This window comes from Paenibacillus haidiansis (genome assembly GCF_036553665.1).
GTDB classification, from domain to species: domain Bacteria; phylum Bacillota; class Bacilli; order Paenibacillales; family Paenibacillaceae; genus Fontibacillus; species Fontibacillus haidiansis.
The window spans coordinates 1-20465 of the sequence record NZ_JAZHPZ010000006.1 but is presented as its reverse complement, the minus strand read 5'-3'; the positions used below and the strand labels follow the sequence as shown (position 1 = coordinate 20465).

The 20465-nt window shown below is 53.5% G+C and carries 23 protein-coding genes; 17 read left to right on the top strand and 6 right to left on the bottom strand.

The window, feature by feature from the left end; translation table 11 throughout:
• Positions 1-30: 30 nt before the first annotated feature.
• Genes V3851_RS13550 through narI form a run of 5 tightly spaced genes read left to right on the top strand, consistent with a single transcriptional unit; the run spans position 31 to position 6861 of the window.
• Positions 31-309 (top strand): hypothetical protein, encoded by a 279-nt coding sequence (locus tag V3851_RS13550; RefSeq protein ID WP_331847088.1) that lies wholly within the window; start codon positions 31-33, stop codon positions 307-309.
• Positions 306-3992 (top strand): nitrate reductase subunit alpha, encoded by a 3687-nt coding sequence (locus V3851_RS13545; protein ID WP_331847087.1) that lies wholly within the window; start codon positions 306-308, stop codon positions 3990-3992. Before V3851_RS13550 ends, V3851_RS13545 begins: the two co-directional genes overlap by 4 nt.
• Positions 3982-5481, top strand: coding sequence for a nitrate reductase subunit beta (gene narH / locus V3851_RS13540; RefSeq protein WP_331847086.1), 1500 nt, complete (start codon positions 3982-3984; stop codon positions 5479-5481). Before V3851_RS13545 ends, narH begins: the two co-directional genes overlap by 11 nt.
• 2 nt (positions 5482-5483) lie before the next feature.
• The gene (gene narJ / locus V3851_RS13535) at positions 5484-6137 is read left to right on the top strand and encodes a nitrate reductase molybdenum cofactor assembly chaperone (protein WP_331847085.1); all 654 of its coding nucleotides are present in this window, start codon (positions 5484-5486) and stop codon (positions 6135-6137) included.
• A 19-nt stretch (positions 6138-6156) separates the two neighbouring features.
• Positions 6157-6861: a respiratory nitrate reductase subunit gamma gene (gene narI / locus V3851_RS13530; protein WP_331847084.1), complete on the top strand. Its 705-nt coding sequence runs from the start codon at positions 6157-6159 to the stop codon at positions 6859-6861.
• A 71-nt stretch (positions 6862-6932) separates the two neighbouring features.
• Here narI and V3851_RS13525 read toward each other — a convergent pair whose 3' ends face one another.
• Both V3851_RS13525 and V3851_RS13520 read right to left on the bottom strand, forming a co-directional pair.
• Positions 6933-7784, bottom strand: coding sequence for a DegV family protein (locus V3851_RS13525; protein WP_331847083.1), 852 nt, complete (start codon positions 7782-7784; stop codon positions 6933-6935).
• 38 nt (positions 7785-7822) lie between these two features.
• Complete coding sequence (locus V3851_RS13520; protein WP_331847082.1) at positions 7823-8680, bottom strand: DegV family protein; 858 nt, start codon at positions 8678-8680, stop codon at positions 7823-7825.
• Positions 8681-8930: 250 nt separating this feature from the next.
• Here V3851_RS13520 and V3851_RS13515 point away from each other — a divergent pair, with 250 nt between their 5' ends.
• Positions 8931-9302, top strand: coding sequence for a DUF423 domain-containing protein (locus tag V3851_RS13515; RefSeq protein WP_331847081.1), 372 nt, complete (start codon positions 8931-8933; stop codon positions 9300-9302).
• A gap of 13 nt (positions 9303-9315) precedes the next feature.
• Here the strand turns inward: V3851_RS13515 and V3851_RS13510 are convergent, their stop codons facing one another.
• A complete protein-coding gene (locus V3851_RS13510) occupies positions 9316-9873 on the bottom strand; it encodes a hypothetical protein (protein ID WP_331847080.1) in 558 nt (185 codons plus the stop codon).
• Between the two features lie 272 nt (positions 9874-10145).
• Between V3851_RS13510 and V3851_RS13505 the strand changes: the two genes are divergently transcribed.
• From V3851_RS13505 to sufB, 6 genes are all read left to right on the top strand, one after another.
• Entirely contained in the window at positions 10146-10619 is a 474-nt protein-coding gene (locus V3851_RS13505) for a Dps family protein (RefSeq protein WP_331847079.1), read from the top strand.
• 295 nt (positions 10620-10914) lie between these two features.
• Positions 10915-11697, top strand: a complete 783-nt coding sequence (gene sufC / locus V3851_RS13500; protein ID WP_331847078.1) for a Fe-S cluster assembly ATPase SufC — start codon at positions 10915-10917, stop codon at positions 11695-11697.
• A 20-nt stretch (positions 11698-11717) separates the two neighbouring features.
• A complete protein-coding gene (gene sufD, locus V3851_RS13495; RefSeq protein WP_331847077.1) occupies positions 11718-13019 on the top strand; it encodes a Fe-S cluster assembly protein SufD in 1302 nt (433 codons plus the stop codon).
• Positions 13016-14230 (top strand): cysteine desulfurase, encoded by a 1215-nt coding sequence (locus V3851_RS13490; RefSeq protein WP_331847076.1) that lies wholly within the window; start codon positions 13016-13018, stop codon positions 14228-14230. Before sufD ends, V3851_RS13490 begins: the two co-directional genes overlap by 4 nt.
• Positions 14230-14649 (top strand): Fe-S cluster assembly sulfur transfer protein SufU, encoded by a 420-nt coding sequence (gene sufU, locus V3851_RS13485; RefSeq protein ID WP_331847075.1) that lies wholly within the window; start codon positions 14230-14232, stop codon positions 14647-14649. Before V3851_RS13490 ends, sufU begins: the two co-directional genes overlap by 1 nt.
• A gap of 30 nt (positions 14650-14679) precedes the next feature.
• Positions 14680-16077, top strand: a complete 1398-nt coding sequence (gene sufB / locus V3851_RS13480; protein ID WP_331847074.1) for a Fe-S cluster assembly protein SufB — start codon at positions 14680-14682, stop codon at positions 16075-16077.
• Positions 16078-16143: 66 nt separating this feature from the next.
• Here sufB and V3851_RS13475 read toward each other — a convergent pair whose 3' ends face one another.
• The 3 genes from V3851_RS13475 to V3851_RS13465 all read right to left on the bottom strand — a co-directional run bounded on the left by V3851_RS13475 (position 16144) and on the right by V3851_RS13465 (position 18356).
• The gene (locus V3851_RS13475) at positions 16144-17184 is read right to left on the bottom strand and encodes a site-specific integrase (RefSeq protein WP_331847073.1); all 1041 of its coding nucleotides are present in this window, start codon (positions 17182-17184) and stop codon (positions 16144-16146) included.
• 74 nt (positions 17185-17258) lie between these two features.
• Positions 17259-17729 carry an ImmA/IrrE family metallo-endopeptidase gene (locus V3851_RS13470; protein WP_331847072.1) on the bottom strand — a complete coding sequence of 157 codons (471 nt, stop codon included), beginning with the start codon at positions 17727-17729 and terminating at the stop codon, positions 17259-17261.
• Between the two features lie 18 nt (positions 17730-17747).
• The gene (locus V3851_RS13465; protein ID WP_331847071.1) at positions 17748-18356 is read right to left on the bottom strand and encodes a helix-turn-helix domain-containing protein; all 609 of its coding nucleotides are present in this window, start codon (positions 18354-18356) and stop codon (positions 17748-17750) included.
• 233 nt (positions 18357-18589) lie between these two features.
• Between V3851_RS13465 and V3851_RS13460 the strand changes: the two genes are divergently transcribed.
• Genes V3851_RS13460 through V3851_RS13440 form a run of 5 tightly spaced genes read left to right on the top strand, consistent with a single transcriptional unit; the run spans position 18590 to position 20286 of the window.
• Positions 18590-18811, top strand: a complete 222-nt coding sequence (locus V3851_RS13460; RefSeq protein WP_331847070.1) for a helix-turn-helix domain-containing protein — start codon at positions 18590-18592, stop codon at positions 18809-18811.
• Positions 18808-19596: an ORF6N domain-containing protein gene (locus tag V3851_RS13455; protein WP_331847069.1), complete on the top strand. Its 789-nt coding sequence runs from the start codon at positions 18808-18810 to the stop codon at positions 19594-19596. Before V3851_RS13460 ends, V3851_RS13455 begins: the two co-directional genes overlap by 4 nt.
• Positions 19593-19793, top strand: a complete 201-nt coding sequence (locus tag V3851_RS13450; RefSeq protein ID WP_331847068.1) for a hypothetical protein — start codon at positions 19593-19595, stop codon at positions 19791-19793. The genes V3851_RS13455 and V3851_RS13450 overlap by 4 nt, the downstream gene beginning before the upstream one ends.
• Positions 19790-20041 carry a DUF7667 family protein gene (locus tag V3851_RS13445; RefSeq protein WP_331847067.1) on the top strand — a complete coding sequence of 84 codons (252 nt, stop codon included), beginning with the start codon at positions 19790-19792 and terminating at the stop codon, positions 20039-20041. The genes V3851_RS13450 and V3851_RS13445 overlap by 4 nt, the downstream gene beginning before the upstream one ends.
• A gap of 2 nt (positions 20042-20043) precedes the next feature.
• Positions 20044-20286 carry a hypothetical protein gene (locus tag V3851_RS13440; protein WP_331847066.1) on the top strand — a complete coding sequence of 81 codons (243 nt, stop codon included), beginning with the start codon at positions 20044-20046 and terminating at the stop codon, positions 20284-20286.
• Positions 20287-20465: the final 179 nt, after the last annotated feature.

Genomic DNA, 20465 nt, shown 5'->3' with positions numbered 1-20465 from the left:
TTTCTATCTTAACGAAAGAAGGCGAACGCGATGAACCAGGCGGAGATGGAAGCTTTTGTGCGGCAGGACCGGGAGGATCTGCTCGCCGTGCTAGAAATGCGCTTTGGCGTGATTTCGGCGGCGATCAGAGACGAAATCGGCGGGATTTCCAGCTTGAACGATTTGCAGCGGCTGATTCTTGCGGCCTGCAATGCCGCCGACTGGAGCATATTTGCCGAGGAGCTTGAAGCCGGCCGGGGAACATTCAAGCTGACCGGGGAACGGTTCAATCCGGCCGGAAATTCCACCGCGAAAGGAGCGTCCCTGTGAGCGAGAAACAGAACAAGCTGCTCGCGGCGCTGAAATATCTGAAGCGCGGCGAAACGATCAATGACGGATGGACCGAAGAAAGCCCGCGCACGCGGGACTGGGAAGGATTGTACCGCGGGCGCTGGCAGCACGACAAGGTCGTGCGGTCGACGCACGGTGTCAACTGTACCGGCTCATGCAGCTGGAATGTGTTCGTCAAGGATGGAATCATTACTTGGGAAACGCAGAAAACGGATTACCCGACCACGGGCGCCGATTTTCCGGAATACGAGCCGCGGGGCTGCCCGCGCGGCGCCAGCTTCTCGTGGTACACCTACAGTCCGATCCGGGTGAAATACCCGTATATCCGCGGCGATCTGCTCGCGATGTGGCAGGAGGAAATGGCGATCGTCCAGGATCCGGTCGTCGCATGGGAGAACATCGCCGGGAATCCGGAGAAGCGGGAGCGCTATGTCAAGGCCAGAGGGAAAGGCGGCTTTGTGCGCGGAGATTGGGATACGGCCTGCCAGATCATCGCCGCCGCGACGATTCATACCATTAAGAAATACGGGCCCGACCGCGTCGTCGGCTTCAGTCCGATCCCCGCCATGTCCATGGTCAGCTACGCCGCGGGTACCCGTTTTCTGTCTCTGATCGGCGGAACGATCCTCAGCTTTTACGACTGGTATGCCGACCTTCCCCCGGCCTCGCCGCAGGTGTGGGGCGAGCAGACGGACGTGCCGGAGAGCGGGGACTGGTACAACACGAAATATTTCATTATTTGGGGTACCAATATTCCGCAGACCCGCTCGCCCGACGCCCACTTTATGGTGGAGGCCAGATATAACGGCACCAAGATCGTCGGCGTCAGCCCCGATTATGCCGAATACGAGAAATTCGCCGACATTTGGCTGCCCGCCAGAGCGGGAACCGACGCGGCGCTCGCCATGGCGATGACGCATGTCATTCTCAAGGAGTTCTATGCGGATCGGCAAATCCCCTATTTCCAAAGCTATGTGAAAAAATTTACAGACCTGCCGTTTCTGGTTCTATTAAGGGAGCATGAGGCGGGCGGCCTACGCTCCGACAGGTTCCTGCGGGTGTCGGATCTCGGAGGCGAAAGCGAACTGGCCGAATGGAAAACCGTGCTGTGGGACGCCTCCGCAGGCCGGCCGGAGATCCCTAACGGCAGCCAGGGCTTCCGTTGGGATCAAGGCAGCGATTGGAATCTCGATCTTACGCGCGGGGACGGCAGCGCGATCGATCCCCAGCTGTCGTTTATCGACGACGCTGACGCAACGGAGCTCGTGGATTTTCCGTACTTTGCCGAACAGGACGGGGCTTGCGTTCAGCGCGGTGTGCCGGTGAAGTATATCGAGGACGCCGCCGGCAAGACGCTGAAGGTGACGACCGTCTATGATCTTATGATGGCGCATGCCGGCGTCGGGAGAGGACTGCCCGGCGATTACCCGGCGGATTACGACGATATGAAGCCTTATACCCCGGCCTGGCAGGAGGCGATTACGGGCGTCAAGAAATCGCAGTGCATCCGGGTGGCGCGCGAGTTTGCCGAAAACGCGGCCGCTACCGGCGGGAAATCGATGATCGCCATGGGCGGCGGGACGAATCACTGGTTCCACAGCGACCAGATTTACCGGGCGATCCTGAACCTTGTTTTGCTCACGGGCTCGCAAGGCGTCAACGGCGGCGGCTGGGCCCACTATGTGGGCCAGGAGAAGGTCCGGCCGCTGGAGGGCTGGCAGCAGATCGCCTTCGCCGGCGACTGGATCAAGCCGCCCCGGCTGCAGAACGGCACCTCGTTTTTCTACTTTGCCACCGAGCAGTTCCGCTATGAGGCGAGGGAAGACAAAGACCAGGAAACACCATGGGGCGGACGCTACAACAAAATGCATCCGGCGGACGTCAACGCGCTTGCCGTCCGGCTCGGCTGGCTGCCTTCCTTCCCGCAGTTCAGCCGGAATTCGCTCGAACTGGCGAAAGAGATCCGCGAGAAGGGTTTTACCGACGACGGCGAGGCCGTCCGGGAAGCGGCCAGAATGATCCGGGAAGGGGAGGTCGATTGGGCGATCGAGCATCCGGACGATCCGAACAATTTCCCTCGGGTGTTCTTCAACTGGCGCTCGAATTTGCTCGGGGACAGCGGGAAAGGCCATGAGTATTTCGCCAAGCATTTGATCGGGGCGGAGAACTCGGTACTCACGGACACCAGTCATTCCTGGCAGCCGGAAACGGTGCATACGAGCGAGATTCCTCCGGAAGGCAAGACGGATTTGTTCGTCAGCATGGATTTCCGCATGACGAGCAGCGGGCTGTTCTCGGACATTGTCCTTCCCGCCGCAACCTGGTACGAGAAGTTCGATTTGAGCAGTACGGATATGCATCCGTTTGTGCATCCGTTCAATCCGGCGATTATCCCGCCGTGGCAGAGCAAGAGCGACTGGGACGCGTTCCGGGAAATCGCCAAGACATTCTCCAAGCTGGCGGAGAAGCATCTTCCCGCCTGCGAGGATCTTGTCATGACTCCGCTGGGCCATGACAGCCCGGACGAGGTCGCCCAGGTCAACGGGGTGATCCGCGACTGGCGAAAAGGCGAGACCGAGGCAATTCCGGGGAAAACGATGCCGCATTTGCTGTTTGTGCAGCGGGATTACCCCAATGTGTACGGCAAGATGATTGCGATCGGCCCTAATATCAAGAACGGATACGGGGCGAAGGGCGTCAAAATCCCCGGCGACAAGGTTTACGCCCAATTGATGGAGCGGCTCGGCGCCTCGAAGCGGGAAGGCATCGGCAAAGGCCAGCCGGACTTGTATGAGGACAGACAAGCGATCGAAGCGATTCTGCTCATGTCCGGGGCGACGAACGGGGAGCGGGCGGTGGAAGGCTGGCGCTCGATGGAAGCCAAGACCGGCAAAAGCCTGGCCGAAATCGCGATGCCCCGCGAGGAGGACGCTTTTACGCTGCTCGATATCACCGCCCAGCCCCGGCAGGCCATCTCCGCTCCCGTCTGGAGCGGGCTGGAGAAGGACAACCGCAGGTATTCGCCGTTTACGCTGAACACGGAATACGGCGTCCCGTGGCGGACGCTGACCGGGAGACAGAGCTTCTATCTCGATCATGAGATGATGCTCGATTTCGGCGAAGCGCTGCCGCTTTATCTGCCGCCGCTGAAGCATTTTCCTTTTCTCAAAGGTGAAAAGGAAGTGCCCGAGAACGGCAAATCGCTGACGATCCGCTATTTGACCCCGCACCAGAAGTGGGGGATCCATACGATGTTCACCGACACAAATCAAATGTCGACGCTGTTCCGCGGCTGGCAGGTGGTGTGGATGAACGAGAAGGACGGCGCCGCCATCGGCATCAAGGATAACGACTGGATCGAGGTATATAACCGCAACGGTGTAGTCGTGGCCCGAGCGGTGCTGACCTACCGGATTCCCGAAGGCGTCGTCTATATGTACCATGCGCAAGACCGGACGCTCGGCGTACCCGGCACGCCGATTACGAAGCAGCGCGGCGGCACGCATAACAGCGTGACCCGGATTACGCTGAAGCCGACCCATATGATCGGCGGGTATTCCCAATTGAGCTACGGATTCAACTATTACGGGCCGACCGGGAATCAGAGGGACACGCTGACCGTCATCCGTCCGCTGAAGGAGGTAGATTGGCTTGAGGATTAAAACGCAAGTCGCCATGGTCATGAATTTGGACAAGTGCATCGGCTGCCATACCTGCTCCGTTACGTGCAAGAATACCTGGACCAATCGGCCGGGGACGGAATACATGTGGTACAACAACGTCGAGACGCGGCCCGGTCCCGGCTACCCGAAGGAATGGGAGAACGAAAGAAAGTACAAGGGCGGCTGGGTACTTAGAAACGGGAAATTGGCGCTGAGGGCGGGAGGACCGATCACGAAGCTGGCCAATATTTTCTACAATCCGAATATGGCGAGCCTCGACGATTTCTACGAACCCTGGACTTACGATTACGACAACCTGATTCATAGCCCCAAGCGGAACCATCTTCCGGTTGGTCGCCCGGTCTCGATGATTACCGGGGAATATATGGACAAGCCGGAATGGGGGCCCAACTGGGACGACGACCTCGCCGGCGGGAGCGAAATCGTTCCGCTCGATCCGAATGTCCGAAAGCTGCAGGAGCATATCGCCATGGAGTACGAAAAGACGTTCATGATGTATCTGCCGCGGATTTGCGAGCATTGCCTCAATCCGTCGTGCGTCGCTTCCTGTCCGTCGGGAGCCCTGTACAAGCGCGAGGAGGACGGAATCGTGCTGGTGGACCAGGAGGCGTGCCGGGGCTGGCGGTTCTGCATGAACGGCTGCCCTTACCATAAGGTGTATTACAACTGGAACACGCATAAGGCGGAGAAATGCAATTTCTGCTATCCTCGTACGGAAGCGGGAATGGCCACGATCTGCTCGGAAACCTGCGTCGGAAGAATCCGCTATATCGGCGTCGTCTTCTACGATGCGGACCGCGTCAAAGCGGCCGCTTCGGCGGAAGACCCGCAGGACTTGTACGAATCGCAGCTGTCGGTATTCCTCGATCCTTTCGATCCGGACGTGATCAAGGAAGCGCGAAAAGCGGGAATCAACGATGCCTGGATCGACGCCGCCCAGCGGTCGCCGATCTACAAGCTGGCGATGAAGTGGAAGGTGGCTCTGCCGCTGCATCCGGAATACCGGACGCTTCCGATGGTCTGGTATGTGCCTCCGCTCAGCCCGATTATGAATCATATCGAGGAGGACGGCCTGCGGAGCGATCACTATATTCCGGCCGTGGATCAGATGCGCATCCCGATGGAATATCTTGCTTCCCTGCTGACTGCCGGCGACACATCGGTCATCCGGCAGGTGCTGCTGAAAATGACGGCGATGCGCGTGCATATGCGCAATCGCACCGCCAACGGAAGCGACGATTTGAAGCACGGCAAACTGCTCCAGGAGGCCGGGATCACAGTGGAGGAAATCGAAGAAATGGCGAGGCTGTTTGCGGTCGCCAAATACAACGAACGCTTCGTGATCCCGACCGCAAGGCGGGAGATGGACGGCGAGCGGGAGCTGCACTACAAGCAGGGGGCCTGCAGTATCGAATCGATCACGCCGTCCGATGCCTTCATGTCGCATCTTTTTGCCCGGGAGGAATAAGGATGGAAGACAAACGAATCGCGTTGGCGGTCTGCGCCAGAATGTTGGGATATCCAGAGGAAGGTTTCCATGCCGATAAAGACGAGCTGTTTGCCGCACTAAGGACCGGTATAGGCGATTCCGGCCTGAGACGGAGGACGGAACGGGCGCTGGAGCCGCTCTATGGAGTTCTTTTAAAGGACCTGCGGGAAACGTATGTGTGGACCTTCGATTGGAAGGAGAAGACCGGGCTCTATCTGACCGCCCATGAACTGGGGGACAGCAGAGAACGCGGGGCCGCGCTCATCCTGCTCCAGCATATCGTCAGGGATGCGGGCTTTCGCCCGGCGGAAGGCGAGCTTAGCGACTATATCCCGATGCTGCTCGAACTGCTCGCGGCAAGGCCCGACAATGTCCATGTCCAGGCGCTGGAGCTGCGGCTCGCCGCCGCCGTGAAGGAGATCTCCGACCATTTGCCGGAGGACAGCCCCTATAAGGGCCTCTTCGGCCTATTGCTCGGCGACGTGTTCCCGCCGCTTAGTGAAGAGCAGATCATGAAGCTGACGAGCAAGCGGGAAACCGCGGACCTGGATGAGCTTCCGTACCCGATCCTGTTCGGAATAAACGAGAGTCCGTCTGAGCAATGCGGATTTGCGGCATATAAAAAGTACGATTGAAAGGAATGGAGGTTCATCGATGACCGGTATTTTCTGGTGGGTCGTGTTTCCGTATATTTCATTGGCGGTAATGATTTTAGGTTTGCTGTACCGCTTCGCCTTTCGTCAGGTAAGCTGGACGGCGCCCTCCACAGAGATGTTTGAGAAGAAATGGCTGAGAGTTGGCTCGACGGTGTTTCACTACGGGATTATTTTCGCGTTCATCGGCCACATCATGGGCGTATTGATTCCACGAAGCGTCTATCACGCTATGGGAGTTTCGGACGAGACCTATCACGTGTTTGCGATAGTTGGCGGGGGCATCGCCGGATTAATGGTCGTCTTCGGCCTCGTGCTGCTGTTGATCCGGAAAATGACCCACCGGCGGGTACGGGCCCATGCGAGCTTCGGCGATTATTTCGCCGTCGTTCTGGTGCTGATCGTCGCGGCGATCGGTACCTATATGACCCTGGTCTACAACACGACCGTCGTCGCTTACGAATACCGCACCACCATCGGGCCGTGGTTCCGGAGCCTGTTTGCTTTGAATCCGCAGTATGGGCTGATGGAAGGAGTTCCTTTCCTGTTTCAGTTGCATATTGTGCTTGCGTTTCTGCTGTTCGCGTCCATTCCGTTCACCCATCTTGTCCATATGTTCTCCTTGCCTGCACGATATCCCGCGAGAGCTCCCCAGCAGTACCGCTCCAGGGTCGGCTACCGGAAACGCGGCAGGTCGAGAGTATGAATATGAGTGTGGATCAACGGCCGGCCAATACGGAAGAATCCTCCCGGATGCGACGGCACCGGGAGGATTCTTTAAATGGATTTCGTATACAAGATGCCGATCGTCTTGGCGCCGCAATGGCTGGAAATGACGCAGCCCGCGTTGGAAACGGCGACTTCCCTGGCGCCGGTCTTTTCGCGGAGCGCCTGCTCGAGCCGGACGGCATCCTCGTCCGCCAGGGAATGGGTGACGAAAATCAGGTCGTTGTCCATCTCGGATACCCGGCTAAGCGCGTTGTTCAGGAGCTGGTCGAGCGCCTTCTCCCGGCTGCCGCGGATTTTATAGGCCGGCGTCATTTTGCCGTCGATGACCTTGATCACGGGACGAATCCGCAGCAGGCTTCCGACAAGGTTTTGCATACCGGAGCAGCGGCCGCCTTTGTACAAATAATCGAGGGAATCGATGACGAATTCCGTCTCGACCTGCGGCCGGACGGCCTCCAGCAGGCTGACGACCTCCTTGACGGTTTTGCCCTCTCCTGCGGCCCGGACCGCCTTCATCACCTGAAGCCCGATTCCCGTGGACAGGTTGAGCGAGTCGAACACCGTCACCCGGCCTTCCGGGAATTCCTCCGCGGCGATAAGCGCGTTCTGGTACGTGGACGACAGTTCCGAGGATAAGCTTATGTAGAGGATGTCCCGACCTTCGGCGACAAACGGCGAGAAGGCTTGCATGAAGTCGGACGGCGACGGGGCCGCCGTTTTGGGCAGCTTGCCGGTTTCGTCCACCTTCTTGTAAAGCAGCGGCGTCTCGAGATCGAGGCCGTCGCGGTAATTGGTGTCTCCGAATGTCACGTATAACGGGACGATGCCGATATCATATTGCTGTATCCACGCCGTCGGCAGGTCACAGGTACTGTCCGCGAATATTTTGATGGCTTGCATAGGGAAGACCTCCTTAAATGTTCGGTGAAGCCGATGCTTTAACCGGGAATCTTCTTGGCATACATAATGGCAACGGTATGAGGCCCGCAATGGCTGGAAATGACGCAGCCCGCCTCGGACAGCGCCACCTCGCGCGCGCCTGTCCGCTCCCGGAGGATCGCGGCGAGGCTGAGCGCCTCCTCTTCGGCCATCGTATGGGCGACGATGATCAGGTCGTTGTCCATTTCGCCGACGTCCGCGAGCGCATTGTCCAGCATCTGCTGAACGGCCTTCTCCTTCCTGCCCCGCACCTTATAGGCGGGAATAATATTGCCGTCAACGAGCTTTAATACGGGCCGGATTTGCAGCAGGCTGCCGATGAAATTTTGCATGCCGGAGCAGCGGCCGCCCTTATACAAATATTCCAAGGTATCGATGACGAATTCCGTTTCGACGTGCGGCCGGACCGCTTCCAGCATGGCGACGATGTCCTCCGCGGTTTGTCCCTGCTCGGCGGCCCGAACGGCCTTCATTACCAGCAGTCCGATTCCGCTGCACAAAGTCAGCGAATCGAGCACATGCACCCGGCCTTCGGGAAATTCGGCCGCGGCGATCAAAGCGTTCTGATAGGTAGAAGAGAGCTTGGAGGACAAGCTGATATAAACGATGTCCCGACCGGCCTCGATATGCGGCGTAAACGCATCCATAAAATCCTTCGGTGAAGGAGCCGTCGTTTTCGGCAGGCGGCCGTCCGCCTCGACTTTGCGGTAAAGCTCCTGCGGTGTAATATCGAGCCCGTCTTTGTAGGTTTTATCTTCAAATACGACGTACAGCGGAATGATTCCGATATCATATCGGCTGATCCACGCTGCGGGCAGATCGGAGGTGCTGTCTGCGTAAACTTTGACCTTTGACATAATTCTCTCCTTAGACTTATGAATATCCAGACTATATTTTATCAAAAAGTTCATCTATTTAACATCACCTGGCCGGACTCGCTCTATGACCGCTTCCGGCAATAAAAAATCCCCGCAGCCCGGCGCAAAACCTTGGTGAGGGGAACTCGGCTTATATAGCATATCGATGTTTCCTTTTAAATTGCAATGATGCATGATATAAACTATAAAAGCAAACGATTTAATTTTCGAAACTCGGGAGGCGAAAAGTATGCAACGAAAATTTGCCGTAACCGGCGCCTTTTTTATGCTGGCTTCAGTCGCGTTAGGGGCTTTCGGGGCCCATGTGCTGGAACCGTTAATCGGCGAAAAGGCGGTCGGCACTTATGAGACCGGGGTTCATTACCATATGATCCACGGGCTGGCGATGATTCTGACTGCCTTTGCGGCAGGGCTGGGCGGGGAACCGAAGCGGCTGCTGTGGGCGAACCGCTTGTTCCTTGCGGGCATCATCCTGTTCTCCGGCAGTTTGTATCTGCTTGCCGTCACGGGCTGGAAGGTGTTCGGGCCGATCACCCCGCTGGGCGGCGTCTCATTTATCGCCGGCTGGCTGATGTTTGCGCTCGCTTTTTTGAAAAAGTGACGAATGTTGTACCTTATTCGGTGATATCGATGACCTCGCTTAACTTGAAGGTGTATACCTGCTTTTCGTCCACATGATAAACGTTGATCGTGTAAGTTTCGGGAAGGAAGTTCAGCACCCGGCAGGGGATGCTGACGCGTTCTCCGTTCCGGTTGACCAGCAGGCGCACGAGCCGGTTATTGGTGATGTACGTTTTAATCCAGGTTTCAAATTCGCCGCTTTTAGCGATTTGTTCAAAATTCCCCAGTCCCTCCCGGGCTGGGGATGATTTGGATGCGGTCTTCGCTTTCGGGTTCGGGTCTTCCGGGAGCTTTTTGGTTTGCTCGGCCGTGGTCAGCCGTTTATAGGATTTCGAGATCAGGGACTGCTTCCTGCTGGCCAGCAAAGATTCGATAATCGTACCCAGCTCGATCCCCGAATTGATTCTGTAATCGATAATGTTCTCTCCGTTGTTTAGCACCTGCAATAAAGACTGAAGCGCTTTCGCGTTGGATTCGTTTTTTACAAGAATTTCCACATTGAATAAAAATCCTAAATTTTCCTCATTTTTGCTTTCAGTTTGCTTGTTCATAATGCCCCCAAAACGCTAGTTAATAATATTGACCTAAACATCATACACCGTAGGCGGTTTCAAGGATAGACCCAAACTGGGAAATTTCCGCATCGCGGCGTGCGCATATGAAACTCGAAGGAAAAAGTGAGGCTCGTTTGCAACTATTTTCACTTTTTTTGGAGAAATCGGGTTATAATAAAGGGGACAACAGATTTGTTTCGGCAAAACTTGGTCCGGGTAAATTTTAGAATATGGCGCATTCTATTCTTTATCGAAAGCGAGGGTTTAAGATGGCAAAAGCAGACTCGAAATCTTCAAACAAAACGAAAAAATCCAGCTTAGAGCAAGTGCTTAATGAACAAGTCGCAAATCTGAACGTGCTGTACGTAAAAATCCACAATTATCATTGGTATGTTAAAGGGGACAATTTCTTCACACTGCATATCAAATTCGAGGAGCTCTATGATGAGGTCGCCGAAAAAATGGATGCGGTGGCGGAACGGCTTCTGACGATCAAAGGAACGCCGGCGGCTACGCTGAAGGAATACCTTGAGCTGGCTACCATTCAAGAAGCGACCGGGAATGAAGATCCGGCGGCGATGGTGCAAACCTTGATCGAGGACTTTGCGACGCTGTCGGAATCGTTCCAGGAGGGCATCGAGCTGGCCGATCAGGAAGGAGACGAGGCGACCAGCGACCTTTTGACCGGATTTAAGGGCGAGATTGAAAAGCATATGTGGATGCTGCGTTCGTATCTTGGATAACGTCATGATGCGGTAGCGACGGAGTCAGGCTTGGCCGATAAACGGCCAGGCCTGCTCTTTGTTTTCGACAATTTCCGTAAAAGCTAAATCTCTGTGACAAATACAATGGTCCAAGCACACCTTCTTATGCTCCTTTACGTTGATTATGCATAAAAATTGGTTTAGAATGAACAATGAAATGAGAATCACTGAGAATCAATTGGTTTATTAGAATAATTCTAATTAGAGAATTATTGTGTTATAATGGCTTCAAATCAATGTTTGATTTTTAAGATAAATGGAGGGAGCAGTAAATATGGCTACACATTTCGTTGTGGAAGGACTTAAAGCGACAGTTGAAGGCAAGGAGATTCTGAAAGGGATCGACATTGAAATAAAGGGCGGAGAAATTCATGCGATCATGGGACCGAACGGGACCGGGAAAAGTACGCTCGCTTCCGCATTGATGGGGCATCCCAAATATGAAGTAACGGACGGCAACGTCAGCCTGGACGGTGAAGATGTACTGGAGATGGCCGTCGACGAACGCGCCCGCGCCGGCCTGTTCCTGGCGATGCAATATCCGAGCGAAATCGCGGGAGTCACGAACTCGGACTTCCTGCGCAGCGCGATCAACGCGCGCCGCGGCGAAGGCAACGAAGTATCTTTGATCAAATTCATCCGCCAGATGGAAGGCAAGATGAAAGAGCTGGAGATGAATCCGGAATTTGCCCATCGCTATTTGAACGAAGGCTTCTCCGGCGGGGAAAAGAAACGGAACGAAATTTTGCAAATGATGCTGCTCGATCCGAAGATCGTTATCCTTGATGAAATTGACTCGGGCCTTGATATCGACGCGCTGCGGATCGTAGCGAACGGCGTCAATGCGATGCGTAGCGAAGAGCGCGGCTTCCTGATCATTACCCACTATCAGCGTTTGCTGAATTACATTACACCGGATTACGTCCATGTCATGATGCAAGGCCGTATCGTGAAGTCCGGCGGTCCCGAACTGGCCGAACGCCTGGAACGCGACGGATACGATTGGGTCAAGGAAGAACTCGGCATTGCGGATGAAACTGTCGGTCAAGAAGCCTAATCGGAAGGAGGAGAACAAAGATGACTACACAAACTGTTCTTCCGGTGGAACCGGATAACCTCCGAACCGCTTCCCAAGCTAACGGAGAGCCGGCCTGGCTGACCGAAAGCCGCGTCAATGCCTTGCGGCTGGCCGGAGAACTGGAATTGCCCAAACTGGAAAAGATGAAGATCGAACGCTGGGATCTGAGCAACTTCGGATCGCTCCGCACGGGTCGTCCCGAAGCGAAACAAGAGCTGCCCGAAAGCGTGGCCCAGCTCGTCGATCTAAAAGATAACAGCAGCCTGATCGTGCAGCGTAACAGCGCGGCGGTATTCACCCGCCTGGCTCCCGAGCTTGCGGCGAAAGGCGTTATATTTACCGATCTCGAGACTGCGGTACGCGAGCACGGCGACCTGGTTAAGCCGTATCTGCATGCGGCCGTCAAACCGGAAGAGAATCGCCTGACCGCGCTGCACGCGGCGCTTTGGAACGGCGGCGTATTTCTCTACGTGCCAAAGAATGTAGAGGTTGACGTTCCGCTGCAAAGCATCTTCCTGATCGACGACGCATCGGAGGGATTTGCTCCGCACGTGCTGATCGTCGCGGATACGAACAGCTCCGTCACCTATGTCGATAACTATATTTCCGGTCAATATGACGGAAAGATCGTGCATAACGGCGCGGCCGAGGTCTTTGTCAAAGCGGGAGCCAAAGTGCAGTTTGCCACGGTGCACCATTTGAACGAGCAAACGACGGATTTGATCAACCGCCGCTCCGTCGTCGACAACGACGGCAGCATCGAATGGATCGTCGGGGAAATGAACGCCGGGGATTCCGTCAGTGAAACGCTGTCCCTGCTGAAAGGCAACGGATCGGTATCCGACGCGAAGGTCATCGCGGTCGGCGCAGCCGCCCAGAAGTTGAACTATACGACCAAGGCGATTCATTTCGGCAAGAGCTCGGAAAGCCAAATGATCACCCGCGCGGTCATGCGCGAACAAGCGACGGCGATCATTAACGGGATCACCAAAATCGAGAAGGGCGCCACCAAGGCCAACGGGCAACAGACGGAAAGAGTGCTGATGCTGAGCCCGAAAGCCCGCGGGGACGCCAATCCGATCCTGCTGATCGACGAGGACGACGTGCAGGCGGGCCATGCCGCATCCGTCGGACAGGTCAACCAGGAGCAAATTTATTATTTGATGTCGCGGGGCATTTCCCGCGAGCAGGCTGAACGTTTGGTAATTTACGGCTTCCTTGCTCCGGTCGTGTCGGATATTCCACTGGAGCAACTGCAGCAACAATTGCAGAGCCTGGTGGAAAGGAAGTTAGGACAATGAACGCGGAGCTGATTAAAGAGCAGTTTCCTATATTAAATCAGGAAATCAACGGGCATCCGCTCGTGTATCTCGACAGCGCGGCCACCTCGCAGAAGCCGCGCGCGGTGCTAGAAGCATTGCAGCGTTATTATGAATTGGATAACGCGAACGTACACCGCGGCGTCCATACGCTCGGCAGCCGGGCGACGGACGCTTACGAAGGCGCCCGGGAAAAGGTCGCCCGTTTCATTGGGGCGGCCCGTACCGAGGAGATTATTTTTACCCGGGGAACGACGACCTCGCTTAACCTGGTGGCTTCTTCTTACGGCCCTTCGGCCGTCTCCGCCGGGGACGAAATCGTCATTACCCCGATGGAGCATCACAGCAATCTGATCCCGTGGCAACAGCTCGCGAAACGGACCGGGGCGGTGCTGAAATATATTCCGCTACAACCGGACGGCAACATCGCGCTGGCGGACGTGAAGAAGACGGTTACGGACAAGACGAAGATCGTTGCCACCTCTTACGTCTCCAATGTGCTCGGCGTGGTCAACCCGGTGAAGGAGATCGCCGAGATCGCCCACCGGCACGGAGCCGTGATGGTCGTGGACGGAGCGCAAAGCACGCCGCATATGAAGGTGAACGTCCGCGAGCTGGACTGCGATTTCTACGCCTTCTCCGGACATAAAATGTGTGCTCCGACCGGGATTGGAGTACTATATGGTAAGAAGCATCTGCTGGAATCGATGGAACCGGTCGAGTTCGGCGGCGAAATGATCGACGATGTAGGCCTCTACGAATCGACGTGGAAGGAGCTCCCATGGAAATTCGAAGGCGGAACACCGATCATCGCCGGAGCCGTAGGGCTCGGCGCCGCGATCGATTTCCTCGAGGAAATCGGTCTGGATGAGATCCACCGGCACGAAACGAAGCTCGCCGCTTATGCGATCGGCCGTTTGTCCGAGATTGAAGGCATTACCGTGTACGGCCCGCGCGAACGCGAGGTCGGTCTCGTGACCTTCAATCTGCTGGATGTCCATCCGCATGACGTGGCTACCGTGCTTGACGCGCAGGGCATCGCCATCCGGGCGGGCCATCACTGCTGCCAGCCGCTGATGCGTTGGCTTCAGGCGAGCGCAACGGCCAGAGCCAGTCTGTATTTGTACAACACGGAACAGGACATCGACCGTCTGGCGGAAGCTTTAATCCAAACAAAGGAGTACTTTGCGTAATGCAATTGGACGATTTATACCGCCGCGTCATTATGGATCATTATAAAAATCCGCGCAACCGCGGAAAGTTTGAAGACGGAGGCCTCACGGTCGACCTGAACAACCCGACTTGCGGAGACCGCATTTCGCTGCAGCTCAAAGTCGGGGACGGCGTCGTGAAGGATGCCCGGTTCACCGGGGAGGGCTGCTCAATCAGCATGTCCTCCGCTTCGATGATGACGGAAGCCGTCAAGGGCCGTACTTTCGAGGAAGCCATGGATTTGGCGAACCGCTTCTCCTCGCTGATGAAGGGCGAGCAGGTGGAGTTCGATGATTACGAGGATATCGAAGCTTTATCGGGCGTCAATAAATTTCCTGCCCGCATCAAATGCGCTACGTTGGCATGGAATGCGCTCAAGAAGGGCATTAACGAAGGATAGGAATGATTACACTAAGGAGGTAATGCAGCCATGGCAAAAAAAGCGCCTGAGTTGGAAGAGTACAAATACGGCTTCCGTGATGAGCACAAGGCGGTTTTTCAAACGGGCAAAGGTTTGACCCGCGAAATCGTAACGGAAATTTCCCGTATTAAGGAAGAACCGGAATGGATGCTGAACTTCCGGCTTAAATCGCTCGAACAGTTCGAAAAGATGCCGATGCCGCGTTGGGGCGGAGATCTGGACGATCTTGATTTTAACGATATTCAATACTATGTAAGACCTTCGGAGAAGCAAGGAAAGACCTGGGAAGAGGTTCCGGCGGAAATCAAGGAAACGTTCGACAAGCTCGGCATTCCCGAAGCGGAGCAGAAGTTCCTGGCCGGGGTATCCGCGCAGTACGAATCCGAAGTCGTATACCACAGCATGCAGAAGAACCTGGAAGATCAAGGCGTCATTTTCATGGATACCGATACCGCGCTCAAGGAGCATCCGGAAATTTTCCGCGAATACTTCGGTACGGTCATCCCGGCGGCGGACAACAAGTTTGCGGCCTTGAACAGCGCCGTATGGTCGGGCGGCAGCTTCATCTACGTCCCGAAAGGTGTTAAATGCGAGGTGCCGCTGCAGGCTTATTTCCGGATCAACTCGGAAAACATGGGCCAATTCGAACGGACGCTGATCATCGCCGACGAGGACAGCTTCGTGCACTATGTGGAAGGCTGCACGGCGCCGATCTACAGCACTAACTCTCTGCACAGCGCCGTCGTTGAAATCGTCTGCAAGAAGAATGCCCGCGTACGCTACACGACGATCCAGAACTGGGCGCCGAACATCTACAACCTCGTGACCAAACGGGCGGTAGCCGAAGAGAACGCCACGATGGAATGGGTTGACGGCAACATCGGCTCCAAGCTGACGATGAAATATCCGTCGGTCATCCTGAAAGGCCGCGGGGCGAAAGGCAGCGTGCTGTCGATCGCGGTGGCGGGCAAAGGCCAGCACCAAGACGCCGGGGCGAAAATGATCCACCTGGCGCCGGACACGACGTCGACGATCGTTTCCAAATCGATCAGTAAGCACGGTGGTAAAGTAACTTACCGCGGTCTGGCTTCCTTCGGACGCCAGGCGGAAGGCGCGAAATCGAACATCAAATGCGACACGCTGATTCTCGATAATGAATCGACTTCCGATACGATTCCATACAACGAGATCATGAACGACAATATTACGCTGGAGCATGAAGCCACCGTATCCAAAGTGTCCGAGGAGCAGCTCTTCTACCTGATGAGCCGCGGTCTCTCCGAAGCCGAAGCGACGCAAATGATCGTCATGGGCTTCATCGAGCCGTTCACCAAGGAACTGCCGATGGAATACGCGGTAGAAATGAACCGCTTGATTAAGTTCGAGATGGAAGGCAGTATTGGGTAAGGAAAAGCTAAGCGTATCAACTGTTTTCGGATCGTTGTTCAGTCTGTGATACCGAATTGATACCGATTAGTCGAATACGCTCATGACTTCGTGTTTCCGCTCTACGTAGAGATGACCGTAGGTATTGGCGGTTTGCTTGATATCGTCGTGCCGCATCAGCTCCTTTACGAGATAGATATCTACGCCTTTGTTTATGAGGTATGAGGCGTAGCTGTGACGCAAGTCATGTATTCGTAATTCCGGAAACACACGTTTAAAATGTTTGTGGAAGTGGGAATAGTGGTATGGGGCCACTCCACCGAATACAAACATATTATCATTGAATCCGTAGATTTTTTCTGCGGATTCTTTTTTTATGTCTTCGAGCATTTCGCCGATGAAGCCAGGGAATGGTACATACCCAACACTTCCCTTGGTTTTTGGTGTAGTAGATTCACGTGTAGTTATGTCAAGCGTCTTATTCACATGAAGTTGATTCTTCTCAAGATCTACATCAACCCATGTTAGGGCCATGCCTTCCCCAACACGCAGACCTGTGTAAAACAACAACCGGGCTAGCGCTTTATAATGCAAGTGCTCAAGCCCAATTACACGACTTTCAAATTCTTCGCGCCTAATGAAATTTATCTTTGGCCTCACTCGCTCGATGGAGCCGGCTGCGAGCGTGGGATCCACTTTCAGGCCAAAAAATTTGATTGCATGATTTATTAGAACTTTAAAATTACTATACACAGTTCGTGCGCTGTTAAGTGAATCCATTGTTGTCTCCAGATGAGTTTTAAACTCTAACACTTGCTCCAAAGAAGTATCTTTAACTTTAATGCGACCAAACCTCGGCTTGATATGAAGATTATATTCATTAGTCCGGCGCCGGATGGTTTTTGGCTTTAGCTTTGTATGCTTAATATTGTGTTCAAAAAGCTCATCAAAGGTCACATTGTCGCTGTATTGTTTAACTGCATTTGTTAGGAACTCAGCTTCGGCTAGTATAGCATCCTTTCGCTGCTTAAACCCTCTTTTCATCTTCTGTTGTGGACGACCGTAGATGTCCTTGTATCGGACTCTAAAGAAGTAGGTTTTTCGTTTTTCGTCCTTGTAGACTGCCATTTTTTCGCATCACTCCAAACGTATGTTCTATTTTAGGGTATATTTAAACAGCCTTACGGCTGGAAAGCGCAAGTTTACTCGAACATTTCAGCAACCCCAAGGGGGTCGAAATAAATTATGTAATTATTCCATTCAGCATAAACCCCGAATTTGTTTCGATAGCGGTCAATGCTTGCTTGCAAAAACTCTTCAGTAACATCAAGATATTCAGCGATTGCGTATCGTCCTTTAATCTGTGCATGAAAGGCTTGTACAATTGCAGACAGAGGGACGAGCCTTTCATAGCCCCATTGCCTCGCCCGTAGCTCTTGTTGTTGATTCTCTAGTTTGCTCTGATCTGTGATATCGCCAACGGTCTTGTGATAATGTCCCATCTCTTCAACCAAAATGCATTTACGCTCCCGGTCGGTCTCCAGATTTTTATTGAGCAGTATCATTTCTCCTGCACTCGAATCGATGTATATCCCCTTCAACCAATCCGGGATTGCTGCGCGATCTTCAAGCATGATCGTAACCTCTTGCTTTAACTCTTCATAGCTAATCATCCAGTCATCTCCCGTTGATTACTTATCGTTTTTAGCGAGAGCGATTTTCATAGCTAGTTTAATCTGTGCGAGTTGCTCTTCAGTTAAGGGACCGTCGTGGCCGACCTGGTGAGCGGCCAGGGTGAGAATTTCTTCTTCTGATAAATCTACTTCACTGTGTTCGAGCGCGGCTAGTTTTCTTTTTTCGTTTTTTTCAAAGGTGCCATTAAGTTGATTTGCTTGACGCATGAAAGCCATGACAAGAATATTCGGATCAATACTCAGAGCTTCTACCAATTGGACAATTAAACCACCTTCTTTGAAATCCTCATCACGGTGTATATAAGTATCTAAATTTTCTAATGTATTTTTCGGAAGCCCTGTCTTTTCAGATAGTTCGTCAATAGTCATATTTAGCTCAGCCATCCGCTGTTCAATTATCGCTTTGGGTGACTTCCCCAGGATGTAATCAAGTGAAACATTAAAATAGTCGGCTATGATCTTAAGAGCGTTCACTTGAGGATTTTTTGTCCGACCATTAATTATTTGTGTCAGGGTCGTGTACGGAATATCTGTATCTTTTGAGAGTTTAAGCCTGGTTATTTTGTTTTTCTTCATCAGTGCTTCTATTTGATCTCCTATTTTCACTTCGAACATCCCTTCTCACATATCTCACAAAAAATATTTCTCATATGAGATATATTAACTCGTGTCAGTTAATTAGTCAAGCAAAATGGAGAAATGTGGAGTAAATCATATTTATTTGCGAAGAAAATAACTCATATGAGTAAATACAGACCCAGATTAGCTTATATGAGATATTATCTTGTTTGAGTTAATATCTCGCATGAGATATTATTGTTTTCAGGAGGTGAATCTAAATGGGAGCAACGATTAAAAACAACGTAGACGCTCTGCTGGCGAGAAAAGGTTGGACTCGATACCGACTCAGTAAAGAAAGCGGCGTGACCATGTCCGTCATCTACAGTTTGGGCGCTAAAGAATCGGGCCCCTCTGCTGAGATACTGTTGAAGCTGGCTAACGCACTTAACTGTACCGTTGACGAGCTCTTAAAAAGCCAAGAAAGCGAGGTAGCCCAATGAATCAATTGCAAATCATTAACCACAACGGCCAGCGCGTGCTGACGACAACGCAGCTTGCCGAATCGTACGGAACGGAAGTTCAAATCCTCACAAACAATTTTAACCGTAATAAAGCCCGTTATACGGAAGGTAAGCATTACATCGCCCTTGAGGGCCAAGAGAAACGGGATTTTCTCAACCTACATCAAAATGATTTAGGTTCAAAAAACGCCGTCGTCCTCTACCTTTGGACCGAAAAGGGAGCCTGGATGCATGCCAAATCTCTCAACACGGATCAGGCTTGGGAAGCTTACGAGATGCTGGTGGATGATTATTACCGTGTGAAATCTACGCTTCCTCAGATGTCTCCCGCCGAAGTGCTGGCGGGCGTCGCCAATCAGCTTGTTGAGCAGGAGCGCAGATTGGTTGCGGTCGAGTCAAGGCTTGAACAGGCCGAGAAGCAACAGGACGACATCAAGGACATTCTCGCGCTTAATCCGACAGACGCCCGGAAGAAGGTTAATCAGCTTCTCAATAAAATCGCGCAATCCGCTGGCGGTGTTGGTTCCTATCAGGACGTGCGAACTGAGAGCTATAAAAAACTGGAGGAGCGGGCGCGGTGCGATCTGGCAAAGCGGGTGACGAACAAGAAGTCGCGGTTGGCTCTTGAAGGAATGGCAAAATCAAAAATCGATAAGATCAACAATTTGGACGTGATTTTTGAAGACGGCAGGCTGGCTGAAATCTATTTTGCCATCGTGAAGGAAATGGCTGTTGCAAACCGGATTGAGGTCGATGCTTCGTGAAATCCCCTCATTACTACACCTCAAAAGAGGTTCAGCAGCTTCTCGGGCTCGGCACGCTCCGTACAGCGCAACTCCGTATCAAATCGATGAACGAAGAGCTGCAGGCGAGAGGCTATTGGGTTGAACGGGGGAAGGTTCCGAGGAAATTCTTCCACGAACGGTATCCTTACATTACAGAGGAGGTAATCAGCCCATGACGATCTACATCAACCCGATCCACCGTCGTCTCGCCGAGCTGACGGAAAAGGCCCAGCGCCTCGGCGGTTACCCGCATCTAAGCCCTATGGAGCTTTACGAGCTTTTTGAATGTCTGGACGCCAACCTTAACCAAATTCGTAAGATCGACAAGCTGAACGGCCTGTTCACCGCAGCCTGGGCGGCCGGCGACTTCGAGTGGTTGGTTGAACTGGAACAACGGGCCGTAAGAGAACTGAAAGGAGGATGACCATGGAGGACGCTAAAGAAATCGTCGACTATTGCGCCAACGAGGCATGCGGCGCGGAGATTAACATCGGCCAGCCAGTCTACAAGGTAGGCCATGAGCTGGTCTGCTGCGGGCGCTGCTTGGTGGCAAAGCTCGGAGCCAAGACAGTGGATCCGCTCCGGTTACTTGGGTGGTGGACGTTATCAACACCGAGTCGGACCAAATCTACCTGCACCAGGTCGGTAACGGCAAGACGCTCCAAATGAGCCTAGAGCACTTCGAGGCGCTATACCGAAAGCACGGCGTTCCGGCCTAGTTGACACAAATAACGTTGCAAGGGAAGGTGATTGAATGGCTACTAAAGAACAGAAGATCAAAGCAATACAAGAAATGCGAAACGACCTAATAGTCAAATTAGAATACGATGAACTAGATCAAGCTGAAA